13 protein-coding genes are annotated in these 14,961 nt (G+C 41.8%); 3 read left to right on the forward strand and 10 right to left on the reverse strand.

Going from position 1 to position 14,961, the window contains the following annotated elements; translation table 11 throughout:
* Window positions 1–13: 13 nt before the first annotated feature.
* The 5 genes from PSU78_RS10630 to rpsB form a co-directional block, all read right to left on the reverse strand.
* A complete protein-coding gene (locus tag PSU78_RS10630; RefSeq protein ID WP_300387787.1) occupies window positions 14–772 on the reverse strand; it encodes an isoprenyl transferase in 759 nt (252 codons plus the stop codon).
* A 72-nt stretch (window positions 773–844) separates the two neighbouring features.
* A complete protein-coding gene (gene frr, locus PSU78_RS10635) occupies window positions 845–1,402 on the reverse strand; it encodes a ribosome recycling factor (RefSeq protein WP_300387789.1) in 558 nt (185 codons plus the stop codon).
* Window positions 1,403–1,493: 91 nt separating this feature from the next.
* Window positions 1,494–2,210 (reverse strand): UMP kinase, encoded by a 717-nt coding sequence (gene pyrH / locus PSU78_RS10640; protein WP_300387791.1) that lies wholly within the window; start codon window positions 2,208–2,210, stop codon window positions 1,494–1,496.
* 178 nt (window positions 2,211–2,388) lie between these two features.
* Window positions 2,389–3,264, reverse strand: a complete 876-nt coding sequence (tsf, locus tag PSU78_RS10645; RefSeq protein WP_300387792.1) for a translation elongation factor Ts — start codon at window positions 3,262–3,264, stop codon at window positions 2,389–2,391.
* 148 nt (window positions 3,265–3,412) lie between these two features.
* The gene (gene rpsB, locus PSU78_RS10650; protein WP_300387794.1) at window positions 3,413–4,159 is read right to left on the reverse strand and encodes a 30S ribosomal protein S2; all 747 of its coding nucleotides are present in this window, start codon (window positions 4,157–4,159) and stop codon (window positions 3,413–3,415) included.
* Between the two features lie 397 nt (window positions 4,160–4,556).
* Here rpsB and PSU78_RS10655 point away from each other — a divergent pair, with 397 nt between their 5' ends.
* From PSU78_RS10655 to PSU78_RS10665, 3 genes are all read left to right on the forward strand, one after another.
* Window positions 4,557–5,408: an HDOD domain-containing protein gene (locus PSU78_RS10655; RefSeq protein ID WP_300387796.1), complete on the forward strand. Its 852-nt coding sequence runs from the start codon at window positions 4,557–4,559 to the stop codon at window positions 5,406–5,408.
* A 76-nt stretch (window positions 5,409–5,484) separates the two neighbouring features.
* On the forward strand, window positions 5,485–6,312 hold the full coding sequence (gene map / locus PSU78_RS10660; RefSeq protein WP_300387798.1) for a type I methionyl aminopeptidase: 828 nt from the start codon (window positions 5,485–5,487) through the stop codon (window positions 6,310–6,312).
* 4 nt (window positions 6,313–6,316) lie between these two features.
* Window positions 6,317–8,968: a [protein-PII] uridylyltransferase gene (locus PSU78_RS10665; RefSeq protein ID WP_300387800.1), complete on the forward strand. Its 2,652-nt coding sequence runs from the start codon at window positions 6,317–6,319 to the stop codon at window positions 8,966–8,968.
* A gap of 102 nt (window positions 8,969–9,070) precedes the next feature.
* Here PSU78_RS10665 and PSU78_RS10670 read toward each other — a convergent pair whose 3' ends face one another.
* The 5 genes from PSU78_RS10670 to PSU78_RS10690 all read right to left on the reverse strand — a co-directional run bounded on the left by PSU78_RS10670 (window position 9,071) and on the right by PSU78_RS10690 (window position 14,573).
* Complete coding sequence (locus PSU78_RS10670; protein WP_300387802.1) at window positions 9,071–9,349, reverse strand: cupin domain-containing protein; 279 nt, start codon at window positions 9,347–9,349, stop codon at window positions 9,071–9,073.
* Between the two features lie 261 nt (window positions 9,350–9,610).
* Entirely contained in the window at window positions 9,611–10,234 is a 624-nt protein-coding gene (locus PSU78_RS10675) for a trimeric intracellular cation channel family protein (protein ID WP_300387804.1), read from the reverse strand.
* A gap of 10 nt (window positions 10,235–10,244) precedes the next feature.
* Complete coding sequence (gene betA / locus PSU78_RS10680) at window positions 10,245–11,930, reverse strand: choline dehydrogenase (protein WP_300387806.1); 1,686 nt, start codon at window positions 11,928–11,930, stop codon at window positions 10,245–10,247.
* A gap of 60 nt (window positions 11,931–11,990) precedes the next feature.
* Window positions 11,991–13,463 (reverse strand): betaine-aldehyde dehydrogenase, encoded by a 1,473-nt coding sequence (gene betB / locus PSU78_RS10685; protein ID WP_300387808.1) that lies wholly within the window; start codon window positions 13,461–13,463, stop codon window positions 11,991–11,993.
* 171 nt (window positions 13,464–13,634) lie between these two features.
* The gene (locus PSU78_RS10690; protein ID WP_300387810.1) at window positions 13,635–14,573 is read right to left on the reverse strand and encodes a TorF family putative porin; all 939 of its coding nucleotides are present in this window, start codon (window positions 14,571–14,573) and stop codon (window positions 13,635–13,637) included.
* Between the last annotated feature and the right edge of the window lie 388 nt (window positions 14,574–14,961).

A 14,961-nucleotide genomic window follows, 5' to 3' on the forward strand; every position in this document is an offset into this window, starting at 1 on the left:
TAAGCTAGTGCAATTAAACTTTAGGTTCAACCAACTGCTCGCTAGTACGGCCAAATCGACGCTCACGATTTTGGTAAGATTGAATAGCCAAGTTAAAGGCCGCTTCATTGAAGTCTGGCCAAAGCGTATTCGTGAAATACAATTCGGTATAAGCCAGCTGCCATAAAAGAAAATTACTAATCCGAGTTTCCCCGCCAGTACGTATAAACAAATCTGGCTCTGGTGCGTAACTCATGGAAAGATAAGGGGTAAGATGATCTTCTCTATAAAAACCTGTGAGTTGTGGGGTCGCTAATTGCATTTTATTCACGGCCTGCAAAACATCCCAACGACCACCATAATTGGCAGCAATCGTTAAAACCAGACCGGTATTACTTGCGGTTAACTGCTCGGATGCCTCGATTTGAGCCACTAACTCTGCATCAAAACGACTGCGATCACCAATCATAATAAGCTTGATATTATTTTGATGTAATTTAGCAACCTCGCGCTTAAGTGCGTGCATGAATAGCCCCATCAGATATGAGACTTCTTCCGTTGGCCTGCGCCAATTCTCACTACTAAAAGCGAATAGTGTTAAATATTCAACCTTTAAAGTGACGCAGTATTTAACAAGATCACGTACTGTCTCCACACCGCGTTTATGACCTGCAACTCTAGGTAAAAAACGCTTACGGGCCCAACGACCATTACCATCCATAATAACGGCGATGTGCTTAGGAATTTCAGCCGCAGTCGGAATGGTTTGTGTCGCGCTAGTAAAAAAACCCACGTAGGCTCCAGTCCATTTGAGCTAGTTTTTTAAATTGAGGAATAATTTGCAAGTGTATGTTCGCTATTTTTCTTACACAGCCATCAATTCAACTTCTTTTACTTGCAGCATTTTATCAATCTCTATCACGGCTTTGTCTGTCGCTTTTTGAACATCATCTTGTGCACGACGCTCTTCATCCTCAGAAATTTCTTTGTCTTTTAGTAATTTTTTCAAAGTGTCATTGGCATCACGACGAGCATTACGGACAGAAACTTTAGCGCCTTCAGCTTCCGAGCGTACAATTTTGGTCATATCGCGACGGCGCTCTTCAGTAAGCATAGGCATCGGCACGCGAATTAAATCGCCGTTAGTTGCAGGGTTTAAACCTAAATCACAGTCACGAATGGCCTTTTCAACCTTACCTATCATGCTTTTTTCAAAAGGCTGCACGTGAATGGTACGAGAGTCGCCCAAATTAACGTTGGCCACTTGATTGACTGCAACCATAGAGCCGTAGTACTCGACCATTACATGATCTAGCAAGCCTGTATGAGCCCGGCCTGTACGCACTTTGGCTAAATCTGTCTTCAATGCCTCTAAAGACCTTTGCATTTTCTGATCTACAGTTTTTTTAATATCGTCTAACATTTCTTTCTCCAACTTAATACTTATAATTTTTATGCATTTACTACGATGCTAAAGATTCCATCTTTAAAGCTAAATATTGCTGGTGTAACGCTTATGGCGTCACCATCGTACCTTCATCTTCACCCATCACCACCCTTTTAAGCGCGCCTTGCTTAAAAATACTAAATACTGATATTGGTAATTTTTGATCACGGCACAAAGTAAGCGCTGTCGCATCCATTACTTTAAGATTTTTATTAATGGCTTCATCAAAGGTAATGGTTTTATAACGCATCGCCTCAGGATTGGTTTTTGGATCATCGGTATAAACACCATCAACTTTCGTTGCTTTAATGACGATTTCTGCATTCATTTCCATGCCACGCAAAGCAGCTGCAGTATCTGTAGTGAAGAATGGATTGCCTGTACCCGCACCAAATATGACCACACGCCCTTCTTCCAAGTAGCGGATGGCTTTGCCGCGAATGTAAGGCTCGGCTACTTGTGCAATGTTTAGCGCGCTTTGTACGCGTGCGTTCAAACCGATATTCTTCATAGCATCTTGCAGCGCCATGGCGTTCATCACTGTGGCAAGCATGCCCATATAGTCAGCTGTCGCTCTATCCATACCTTCAGCAGCGGGCGCAACTCCACGAAATATATTCCCACCGCCAATCACAACCGCGACCTGAACACCTAAATCAACAACTTCTTTCACTTCTGTGACAATTCGAGTAATGGTGGCGCGATTAATACCGTATGCATCATCCCCCATTAAAGCTTCGCCAGATAGTTTAAGTAAGATGCGTTTGTAGGCTGGTGTAGCCATAATATTCCTCTTTTTTAAGTTTGCTTATTTAAGCATAAAACCACTATTCATGGGCAAAATAAGCGCAATTATTCTTAATTTTTCGCTAAAAAAAATGGACTAAACGATTCGCTTAGCCCACTATTTTTGAATCTAGCAATCAATCAAGTCGCGTTATGCAACCTGATTGACGCGTAGATTACACTTTTGCAGCTGCTGCAACTTCTGCAGCATAATCCACAACAACCTTCTCAATACCTTCACCTACAGTGAACATTGTGAATGAAGCAACTGAAGCGCCTTTAGATTTAAGCAACTGCTCAATCGTCATTTTGTCGTCTTTAACAAAAACTTGGCTTAACAAAGTCACTTCTTTTAGGAATTTTTGCACTGTACCATCAGCAATTTTCTCTAGCATAGCTTCTGGCTTGCCAGCTTCTTTTGCTTTTTCAATCGCTACACGGCGCTCAGCTTCAATTAAGCTAGCATCAATACCTGAAGCGTCTAGTGATTTTGGTTTAGCTGCAGCAATATGCATAGCAATATCTTTAGCTAAGTTATCATCACCGCCAACCAAATCAACTAACACGCCAATTTTGCTGCCGTGTACATAACTAGCTAACTTACCTTGTACAGCTGGGCGCGTAAAGCGACGTGGCGTAATGTTTTCGCCAATTTTACCAACCAATTGAGCACGTGTTTCTTCAACCGTTGCGCCACTCATTGGTAGAGCTGCTACAGCCTCGATATCAGCCGCAGTACTGTTAGCAACAATGCTAGCCAATTCATTCACAAACTTCAAAAAGTCTTCATTTTTAGCGCAGAAATCTGTTTCTGAGTTAACTTCAACCATCGCACCTGTTTTACCATCAGCGCTGATTGAGATACCTACTGTACCTTCAGCAGCTACGCGGCCAGCCGCTTTACTAGCTTTGTTACCAAAACGTACACGTAGAATTTCTTCTGCGCGTGTCATTTCGCCTTCAGCTTCAGATAACGCTTTCTTACAATCCATCATAGGCGCATCAGTGCGCTCACGTAATTCTTTTACCATACTTGCGGTAATTTCAGCCATTTTGAGCTCCTAAATTTGATAAGTCACCTTCAATTGATGACTTAATATATTGATTTAATGTTTAATTTTATATTTAGAACAAAAATCTAATCAAACAAGTTCTAAAATTAAAAAAGGGGCTCTTAAGCCCCTTTTAAGGTGTAGCTAGTTACGCAGCTGCAACTTCAGCAACTTCTGCCGTCTCTTCACTTGCTGATTTAACAAGCTCAGTAATCACAGAGTTACGGCCTTCCAATACAGCATCAGCAATACCACGTGCATACAAGCGAATTGCACGGCTTGAGTCATCGTTACCTGGAATTACAAAAGCAACGCCATCAGGTGAGTTATTTGTATCAACAATACCGATTACTGGAATGCCTAATTTAGCAGCTTCAGTAATTGCACCGCTTTCATGACCAACGTCGATGATGAAAATAGCATCTGGCAAACCGCCCATTTCTTTAATACCACCGATTGAACGCTCTAATTTTTCAATTTCACGTTTGTAACCTAGCGCTTCTTTTTTACCGAATTTTTCTAAGCTACCATCTGCCAACATCACTTCAAAGTCATGAAGACGTTTAATAGACTGTTTAACAGTTTTAAAGTTAGTCAACATACCACCCAACCAACGGTGATTTACATAAGCACAACCAGCACGGCTAGCTTCTTCTTTAACGATGTCGCGCGCTTGACGCTTTGTACCAACGAATAAGATACGACCTTTGTTTGCAGCCAATGTGCGCACGTGTTTAAGCGCGTCTTCAAACATTGGTAATGTTTTTTCAAGGTTAACAATATGAATTTTGTTGCGATCACCGAAAATGAACGGTGCCATTTTTGGATTCCAGTAACGGGTTTGATGGCCGAAATGAACGCCGGCTTCCAACATATCACGCATAGTGACTGACATAATAATTCTCTTTTCAAAAGGGTTATATATTCACACAACTCCAAAAACACCTTAATTAACAAGTCATTACATTAACGTAACAAACGAAATTTTAGGCACCCTTGATTGGGTTGTATGTAAATTTTAAAACTGCACTCAAATACTACATTTTTACAAATGCATTTCTGCCAAATTGCAGAGGCAAGATAATACCACTAAGCAAATGAGTTTACTAGCTTATCCCTTCACTTTATTCAATATGAAATAAGACTTAATCTAATCAACCTGAATTCTGCGGAATGACATTTCAATTATAAATGCACCAATTGCAAGGTTAGCACTATTTTTGCAGCTCTTTTTATCGCATATAAAGCCACTTGACTAGCGTATGTTACGAAGTTACTGAAGGAGATTGTAAATGACATCAACACCCCAAGAGCTTGCCTCACAAGACATCCATACTTGGATTAACTTTATTCGGAGTGCAGAAATCCCTGTTCTAAAGCATACAGCACGAGAAGTCGCACGCCTTAAAGAGGATGAGGATAACATAAGCGCACGCGCCATTTCTACCGCCGTGCTTAATGACCCTATGATGGTATTTAAAGTATTAAGCTTTTCCCAAAATCATAGAGGTAAAAAACAGTTACAAGATTTAGTTCAGGCTGACCAAGCGATATTAATGATGGGGACAACGTCGTTTTTCACAAACCTATCACCTAAAATTTTAGTCGAAGATATGCTAAAAACCAACCTCCCTGCTTTAATGCACCTGCTTAAGTTAGTACGTCGCTCGCATCAAGCTGCTCATTTTGCAGCTGATTGGGCTACACATTTAGCCGATTTACATGCCGAAGAAGTACGAACTGCAGCATTACTACATGATTTATCTGAAATGCTGATGTGGTGTTTTGCACCAGACAAAATGAATGTGATATATGCTATGCAACAGGCAGATAAATCTCTACGCAGCGCGGCAGCGCAAGAAGAGGTGCTAGGCTTTAAGTTGTTAGACCTACAAAAAGAGCTAGTCGAAGCATTTCAACTGCCTCCACTTCTCTCCAAACTCATGCAGGATAGCGCATCAAGTGAACAACGAGTGCGCAACGTCACACTAGCAGTCAATCTTGCTCGTCACGCTGCTAACGGTTGGGATGATGCGGCCTTACCCGATGATTATAGTGAAATTGCCGAACTTTTACGCATGGATGTTGCCAAAGTAATAAGGATTGTTGGCGCACCTGCGATTGGCACTTCAAACATTCCGTAAACATTGAATTAGAAATTAAAATTATGAATATATTGCTATGCTAAAATACGACTAATATTCACAAGTTAGTAAGTTCATGGCGATCTCAATCAAAAATCAGCAAGATATAGAAAAAATGCGCATTGCGGGCAAGCTTGCCTCTGAAGTGCTCGATTTTATTACCCCGCATGTTGTACATGGCGTGACAACCGAGCAATTAGATAAACTCTGCCACGATTTTATTGTTGACGTACAGCAAGCAATCCCTGCACCGCTTAACTATGCGCCTGATGGACATAGACCTTATCCTAAGTCCATTTGCACTTCGATTAACCAACAAATATGCCATGGTGTTCCTAGCGATAAAGCACTGAAGAATGGCGACATTGTTAATATTGACATTACCGTGATAAAAGATGGCTACCACGGCGACACGAGCCGCATGTTTTATGTGGGTGAAGTCACCAGTCAAGCCAAGCGCTTATGTGAAATCACTTACCAAGCCATGTGGCTAGGCATCAGCAAGGTTAAACCAGGAGCTACCTTGGGCGACATAGGTTTTGCCATTCAAACGTTTGCCGAGAAAAGTGGCTATAGCGTAGTGCGTGAGTTTTGCGGCCACGGAATTGGTAAGGTGTTTCATGAAGACCCTCAAGTGCTGCATTACGGCAAACCAGGTATGGGTGTAGTACTTAAAACAGGCATGATGTTTACCATTGAGCCGATGATTAATGCGGGCAAGCGTGACATTAAACACATGCCAGACGGCTGGACCATTGTTACGAAAGACCGCAGCCTATCTGCGCAATGGGAACATACGATTTTAGTCACTGAAACAGGCTATGAAGTGATGACTTTATCTAGCGGTTCACCAGCAATCCCAGAGCTTGTGCAAAAAATAGAGTCATCTCAAAAGCCAATCTAACAAAATGTTGTTGGATGATCTGAACAGTCAAGTTAATACGGGAAGTCAGCCTGAAAAGAACAATATTGCGACGCTGAGACAATATCTGAAGGATGGCTTTGTAGCGCTAAAAACTGATTTCTTAAAGGCGCCTAATAATACTCGGCTATTTAAGCAGCATTGCAAGCTGATTGATCGCTTACTCCTCAACATTTGGGAGCAAGCAAACATAGATAAGCGTTGCTGCTTAATAGCAGTGGGCGGTTATGGTCGCGGTGAACTTTACCCCTACTCTGATATTGACTTACTTATATTACTGCCCGAGTCTGATGACCTACAAGCCAGTGCTGGCATCAATGCCAAACTTGAAACATTGGTAGGTTTATTGTGGGATATTGGCTTAAATGTCGCCCATAGCGTACGCAGTTTAAGTGAATGTATCCACGAAGCAGAAAAAGATATTACGGTACAAACTAATTTAATCGAATCTAGATTAATTACAGGTGAGGCTCATTTCTATAAGGAGTTTTTAGATGAAATTAATCAAACTTTCAGCAGCCCAGCAGCAATTGCCAACTTCTTTGCTGCCAAGGTAAAAGAACAAAACAATCGTCATGCGAAATTTAATGATACTGCCTATAATTTAGAACCCAATATTAAAGAAAGTCCTGGCGGACTGCGTGATTTACACATGATATTGTGGGTTGCACAAAGCTTAAACATGACCAGCGTACGTCCATCTGCCGCCAACAGCACTTGGGCCTTACTTACCAAACAGAATATTATTTCAGCGCTCGAAGCACGACAGATTCAACAGCATCAAAGCAATTTACAATTACTTCGCATACGCTTACATTTCATTAGTAAACGCCGTGAAGATCGCTTGTTGTTTGACTTTCAAAATGAATTAGCTGATTCGCTAGGTTACGTCAATACACCACGCAAACGCGCCAGCGAGCAGCTGATGCAAAGTTATTACCGCAGCGTAAAATTCGTTAGTCTGATGAACGAAGTATTACTCAAATCTTTTCAGCAAATCATTTCCATTAATCCGCCAATCATAAAATCAATTAATGCGCACTTTGAGTCGCATGACCAATTGTTAGAAGCTAAAACAGCGGGATTACTGCAGCAAGAACCTTCAGCTATTTTTGAGGCTTTCTTACTGTTGCAGCAACACCCAGAGCTAGATGGCATGGGCGCGACATTATTGCGCAACATGCAAAGAGTTAAGCGCTTAGTTAATCGTGATTTCAGACAAAATCCAGTCAATAAAAAACTATTCATTGACATCATTTCGCAGCCAAGCGGTGTCAATCATGCACTTCGCGCCATGAATCGTTATGGTATTTTAGGCAGTTACATTCCAGCATTCGGTAAAATTATAGGTCAAATGCAGCATGACTTATTTCACGTATACACCGTAGATGAGCACATCCTAAATGTATTAGCTAACCTACGCCGCTTTGCTAAGCCAGAGCTTAAACATGAGTTTCCATTATGCAGTAGATTATTTGCAGAGTTTGACGCACCGCATTTATTATATTTAGCTGCTCTATTCCATGACATTGCAAAAGGCCGTGGTGGCGATCATTCAACACTTGGCACGGTAGACGCGATTAAGTTTTGTAAACTTCACGGACTTTCTAAAGCTGATAGCACATTTGTTGCATGGTTGGTAGCAGCACACTTACAAATGTCCTCTACCGCACAAAAATCAGACTTATCTGACCCTAGCGTAATCGAAACATTCTCACGCTTCGTTCAAAATGAACGTAGACTGGTGGCACTATATTTACTTACCGTTGCAGATATTCGAGGCACAAGCCCATTAGTATGGAATGCCTGGAAAGCAAGGTTACTGGAAAGCCTATTCAACGCCACCAAGCACGCATTAGCTAACCAATTGCTCTATGTTCAACAAGCCATTACAACCCGTAAATCAGAAGCTGCCGAGCGACTAAACAAGTTTGGCCTAAGCAGACACTCATACGAGCATTTATGGGAAAAGTTTGGCTCCAACTACTTTATTCGACATGAAAGTGATGAAATCGCTTGGCATAGCCGCCTACTAACGCCACATCTCAATACCACACACGCCATAGTTCGTGCTAGATTAAGTCCTAGCGGTGATGGTATTCAGGTAATGATTTACAGCAAAGATCAAAATGACCTATTCGCTAGAATATGTAACTTTTTTGATCGTATGGCTTATAACATTGTAGAGGCAAAGATTTACACCACTGATCACGCCTATGCATTAGATAGCTTTATTGTTTTAGATCAATCAGGTAAGTCGGTAAGTTACAGTGGTTTATTAAAATTTATTGAAGTGGAACTTGCTCAAAAACTTGATAAAACCCAACCACTAGAATCACCACTTAAGGGCCGTATAAGCCGCCAAGTGAAGCACATGCCTATATTAGCGCAAGTCACTATTACACAAGAAGCCGACAACAATAACCATAAACTAGAAATAATCGCCAACGACCGCACAGGCTTACTAGCGACTTTAGCGCATCAGTTTTTAGTGCTAGAGGTCGAGCTACATAATGCAAAAATTAACACATTAGGTAATCGCGCTGAAGACATCTTTTTAATCTCGGCAAATAAAGGCCAAAAACTTGATGCTTTGCGCATCATCGCACTGAAAGAGGCTATTATTTCAGAAATTTAGCTTCCAATAATTTGGTAGCCAATCTAGAAGGCTAGGTATTTAAGCAATAAAAAAGCCTTGAATCATCAAGGCTTTTTTTATTTAACGCTCAGTCAGTGAAGACTATGAGTGTTTGTAGTGTTTTTTCAATTGTTTAGTGACTTCCCAGTTTGATTTCAAACCTTTTGGAAACACAACAAAGTCACCTGCTTTAACTACAACAGTTTCGCCACCAACTGGAGTAACGTGAATTTCACCTTCGAGCAAGTAAGCGCTTTCAGTTGCTGAATCAAAATTCAATGGGAATTTAGACGGTGCGCAATCCCAGATAGACCAGCTAGAAACGCCTAGTTCTTTTAATTTAGCTTCAGATGGGTTATGGTCAATGATAATTTGAGTCATTTTTTAGTCCTATATAAAATGGTTTGATTTAAAAACAAATGCCGCATCATGCGGCATTAAAAAATTTGGCGAAAACTACTATTCAACGCCTCCTAAATTGCAACAAAAATGCATTTGTTACGACTGTATCGCACAATTATAACAACCAACACAATTATCGTCAAAACTAATGGGAATTAACTTAACATCGGCTCTTAATAAAATACTGGTCACTTTATCGCCATCAGACGCTTTAATTACCCTTGCACCTAACAACAAGATTTAAAAAGGTAATTTAAGGTGATACTTTATTGAGGTTATTCTTAGTACAGTTGTAAAAGCAATTGCGACTAGTGTGCTAGGTAGTTCATCTAAACCTAAATATAGGCATATTAAAAATACCGCGCTACCTAGTGCGGCGCATGTCGCGTAAAGCTCGTTGCGACGAAAAACATTGGGGATTTCATTGCAAATAATATCGCGAATAATTCCGCCAAATACGCCTGTGACTACACCCAGCAACATTGAGATATAAAAATCACAACCCACTTGGTGGGCCATACTGGCACCTATTGTGCTAAATAAGCCAAGGCCAAGTGCATCTAATGTGACAAAAATTTTGGTAACCGTTGAGTTTTCATAAAAGTTGATCGAAAGCGGCGCGGCAGCTATTGCAAAACCCAGCAGCATTAAAGCATAGCCTGAGTGTTGCACCCAATATAGAGGATAATGCCCTATCATCAGATCTCGCACAGTTCCGCCACCAAAGGCGGTAATCATGCTCACAGTATAAACACCGATCAAATCCATCCCTTTTTTGCGCGCTTCTATAATGCCAGTAAATGCAAACGCTAGTACACCGAGTAGTTCAACTAAAGCTAGTACATTGATTTGGGAGAAAATCACTTAATATTTGTTATGTGTTTGAAGCTGCATCTGCATAGCGATGAAGTGGATGAATAAACACTGGTACTACTTTCGCAGAAAGTGGTTTGCGACCTCGAATATTATCTGATATTTTCTCAGCCATCATAATGGTAGGTGCGTTTAGATTGCCAGTGACGATTTCAGGCATGATAGACGCATCAACCACACGCAGACCTTGTAGACCATGCACGCGACCTTCTGTATCAACAACAGCCATTTCATCGTAGCCCATTGCGCATGAGCAGGATGGGTGATACGCCGTTTCGCCATGTTGGCGGACGAATGCATCTATTTCCGCATCGGTCTGTACGTTTTCACCAGGTGAAATTTCTCGCTCCACATAAGGTGCTAGCGCAGCTTGTTTCATGATATTGCGTGTAATACGCACACCAGCACGAAACTCCCGTTTATCTTGCTCGGTAGACATGTAGTTAAACAAGATACTTGGATACTCTAGCGGATCTTTTGAGCGTATTTGCACACGCCCACGGCTAGGTGAGCGCATAGAACCCATATGTGCCTGAAAACTATGAATCTTAATTGGATTACTACCATCGTAATTAATCGCCACAGGCAAGAAGTGATATTGAATGTTAGGCCAAGTAAAGCTATCGTCACTACGAATAAAACCGCCCGCTTCAAACTGATTACTCGCGCCTATACCAGTGCCTAAAAAGAGCCATTCGGCACCAATTAAGGGCTGATTATAGAGCTTTAGAGCCGGTGCTAATGACACTGGTTGTTTGCATTCGTATTGTTGATATATTTCCATGTGGTCTTGCAAGTTTGCACCTACTCCGGGCAAATCATGCACCAATGGAATGTCTAAATCACGCAACAAAGCTGCTGGACCGACTCCTGAGCGCTGCAATATAGGTGGCGAGGCGATAGCGCCAGCACACAACAAGACTTCACGCTTGGCATTGGCTTGTCGGGACTTGCCACCAAGCAAGTAAGCCACCCCCGTTGCGCGCTTACCCGTAAACAAAATGCGGTCAGTCAGTGCATGGGTAATAATAGTGAGGTTTTTACGATCGCGCGCTTGGTCTAAATAGCCGCGTGCAGTACTTGAGCGCCTACCTTGCGGCGTGGTTGTGCGATCCATTGGACCAAAGCCTTCTTGCTGGAAGCCGTTTAAATCTTCAGTATGCGGATAGCCCGCCTGGACGCCTGCTTCAACCATCGCTGCATATAGCACATTATTGCCGCGTTTTGGGGTAGTGACACTTACAGGGCCGTTATCGCCATGATAATCATTGGAGCCAATATCTCGTGTTTCGGCTTTCTTAAAATAGGGTAGGCAATCGAAATAAGACCAATTTTCCAAGCCCTTACGTTTAGCCCATCCATCATAATCTAAAGCATTACCACGGATATAACACATGCCATTAATCAAAGATGAGCCGCCTAAGCCTTTACCGCGACCACATGAAATTCGCCGATTATTCATATGCGGCTCTGGCTCGGTTTCATAAGCCCAGTTATAACGCCTACCTTGTATGGGATAAGCTAAAGCTGCAGGCATTTGTGTACGAAAATCTAATCGATAATCAGGCCCACCGGCTTCTAGCAAAAGTACCGTTACATCAGCATCTTCGGTCAGGCGCGTTGCCAAAACATTACCCGCAGAGCCTGCGCCTATAATGATGTAATCGAACTCAATACTTTTACCCATGACTTTCCTTAAAGACCATACGTTCAATCAATAGACCGACAATAAACTGGTAATCAACCACTAAAACACAGACGTATAATTACCCAACTCAACTTGAATCGACTTAACTCGCGTGTAGTTTTGTAGCGTCATTAAACCATTCTCGCGCCCTACTCCAGACTGCTTATAGCCACCAACTGGCATTTCGGCAGGTGACTCGCCCCAAGTGTTAATCCAACAAATACCTGCCTGAAGCTGATGTATAACACGGTGCGCACGACTAATATTTTCTGTAATTAATCCTGCGGCAAGACCGTATTCAGTATCGTTAGCGCGGCGAATCACTTCGTCTTCATCGTCATAAACGAGGATACTCATTACAGGCCCAAAAATTTCTTCACGAACAATCGTCATGTCATCTTTACAATCGGTGAACACGGTTGGCTGTACATAAGCACCATTAGCAAAATCGCCGCTAAGCTCTCGCTTTCCGCCAGCTAACAAGCGTGCGCCTTCTTTGATACCAGAATCAATATAGCGTAGCACGTTTTGCATATGCGACTGGCTAACTAGTGGGCCAAAATTCGTATTTTCGTCTTGTGGATTACCAAGGCGGATGCGCGCCACACGCTCGATAATTTTTTGTTCGAATTCCTGAATATTAGAACGATGCACAAACACGCGCGTGCCATTGGTACACACTTGGCCTGAACTATAGAAGTTCGCCATCATCGCAACATCTGCGGCTTTATCCATATTGGCATCTGAGAAAACAATCAAAGGTGACTTTCCACCAAGCTCCATCGTCACATCTTTTAAGGTTGAGCTTGAAGCACTCGCCATGACTTTTTTACCTGTAATCGTGCCGCCTGTGAATGATATTTTCTCAATGCCGGCATGTGCCGTTAACCATGCACCTACTTCAGCACCACTTCCGTTCAGTACATTAAATACGCCATCTGGTAACCCAGCTTCAGTATAAATTTCAGCTAATTTCAAGGTGCTCAGTGGCGTGACCTCGCTGGGTTTGAAAATCATTGCATTACCAGCGGCTAAGGCCGGAGCGGATTTCCACAATGCGATTTGAATGGGGTAGTTCCATGCGCCAATGCCAGCCACCACGCCCAGCGGCTCTCTGCGCGTATAAGCAAAAGCGCTTTCACGTAATGGAATTTGTTGGCCTTCAAGTGCCGGGACTAATCCAGCGTAATACTCAAGCACATCAGCGCCAGTGACAATATCGACATAACGCGTTTCAGAAATTGGCTTGCCTGTATCTAAGGTTTCCAACTCAGCAAGCGCATCATTACGCTCACGCAAAATTTCTACGGCCCGTCGTAAAATACGAGAACGCTGCATGGCCGTCATCGCAGCCCAAACACGCTGACCTTGATTGGCGCTGGCAACAGCAGCATCCACATCAGCTTCTGAGGCAACTTGCACATCAGCCAACACTTCACCATTGGCAGGGTTAATGGTCTGGAATGTTTTGCCGCTTGTTGCTTCTACCCGCTTACCACCTATGTAAAGTTGTTGTAATTCAAAACGTGGCAAAATGGCTCTCCAAATTAAAATTAATGAATATTACTCAATAGTAAGAGTCTAGAGTACTAAGCACCACTTAAATAACGACTTAAATTTAATCAAAACCGACTGATACTAAACAAAATTAAAAAGGACGCCTAGGCGTCCTTTTTTACTTCAAGTAAATTTGCTGAAGAGTTCTTACCAACTACGTTTAATATAGAAGGTAAATTTACGGTCATTAATCACTTGACCATTGTCATCTGTATAATATTTAGTATCAATTGAACATTGCTCTTCACCAAAAGTGCCTGTGTAATTAAAGCCTGCATTAAAGCCATCAAGCGGTTTGCCAGCCGTTGGTAACGAGAAGTTTCTGTTCAAACCAATCAAATAATCTTTTTGATTTAAGCAGATGTCGCTAGAGCGTTGATAACCGACTTTGGCAGCTAAGTTTAAACCTGCAAATGGCAAAGTATTAGCATATTTTAATTCATGATACTCAACACCACTAGTATCAGCAGCGGCATTAATCACATTAGCTGGGTTTGTAAAGCTTATAGCGCTTGCTGGATCACGCTTTGTGTTACCAATACCATACCAGTCTGTAAAGGCGTGATAGAACGTATAGGTGAAGCCGTAAGCAGAAACGTTTAAATTACCTTCAAAAGTGTCTTGGTTTCTATTGTGGTAAGATTTCTCACCTTCTGGATACCATACATAGTTACCACCCACACCCAACGTAACTGGGCCAAATGTATGTGCGTAGCCACCGTACCAATCAGTTTCCACATGGTTACCTGACCCTAACGGATTACCACTAGGGTCAGTAGCAGTAACGCTTCCTGCAGCTCCTAAAGTTTGTGGGTCAGTGGTTGAAAACCAAGTTCCCAGATAGAAACCACTGCTATGCGCCCAATCAACACCACCTTGCAACGCAGGGCCACCTCCCCAGTCATTACCACGTGAAATGTAATTAGAATAAACGCCAAGATTATAAGTTAGGGTATAAGCGGGTGCTGGCTCAGCTACGGCTGGAGCCACCTCTTCTGCTGAAGCATAAGCACAGCTTAATAAAATTGGTGCTGCGCACAGTGCGCTTACTACTTGACGATTTGTAATCCAACTCAGCGCTTTCATTTGATTTCTCCCATAATATTCAAAAGATAAAACTAAACAGACTATATATAAAAATTATATTCAATTATGCAACTTCATTATCAAAGAATACTTTAGAAAAAAATTAGTAATTACGACATTAATCATAGCAAAAACGCCGAGCTGGTTTTTTTATTTAAGAATCAGAAATATAATCAACTCAATACTGCTAACGCTTAAATGCAATCAAATCTTTGTGAGCATTAAGACTTTTTCATCATGGCTTACAGTAAAAAATAATATCTACAATTATTATTTCAAAATATGATCTTCGGGACTATCATGTTGTAAACCTTAAGAATTATGTGGCATTGAAAAATATATAAATTGTTAAGCGTTCATTGTAAGTCATCGTGATTGGGGTCGTATG

It is taken from the genome of Methylotenera sp. (assembly GCF_029945705.1).
Classification (GTDB): domain Bacteria; phylum Pseudomonadota; class Gammaproteobacteria; order Burkholderiales; family Methylophilaceae; genus Methylotenera.

Bases quoted from the DNA above. Each gene is read 5' to 3' on its own strand.
- frr (WP_300387789.1), bottom strand. From the start codon at position 1,402: ATGTTAGACGATATTAAAAAAACTGTAGATCAGAAAATGCAAAGGTCT.
- pyrH (WP_300387791.1), bottom strand. From the start codon at position 2,210: ATGGCTACACCAGCCTACAAACGCATCTTACTTAAACTATCTGGCGAA.
- tsf (WP_300387792.1), bottom strand. From the start codon at position 3,264: ATGGCTGAAATTACCGCAAGTATGGTAAAAGAATTACGTGAGCGCACT.
- rpsB (WP_300387794.1), bottom strand. From the start codon at position 4,159: ATGTCAGTCACTATGCGTGATATGTTGGAAGCCGGCGTTCATTTCGGC.
- PSU78_RS10655 (WP_300387796.1), top strand. From the start codon at position 4,557: ATGACATCAACACCCCAAGAGCTTGCCTCACAAGACATCCATACTTGG.
- map (WP_300387798.1), top strand. From the start codon at position 5,485: ATGGCGATCTCAATCAAAAATCAGCAAGATATAGAAAAAATGCGCATT.
- PSU78_RS10665 (WP_300387800.1), top strand. From the start codon at position 6,317: ATGTTGTTGGATGATCTGAACAGTCAAGTTAATACGGGAAGTCAGCCT.
- PSU78_RS10670 (WP_300387802.1), bottom strand. From the start codon at position 9,349: ATGACTCAAATTATCATTGACCATAACCCATCTGAAGCTAAATTAAAA.
- betA (WP_300387806.1), bottom strand. From the start codon at position 11,930: ATGGGTAAAAGTATTGAGTTCGATTACATCATTATAGGCGCAGGCTCT.
- PSU78_RS10690 (WP_300387810.1), bottom strand. From the start codon at position 14,573: ATGAAAGCGCTGAGTTGGATTACAAATCGTCAAGTAGTAAGCGCACTG.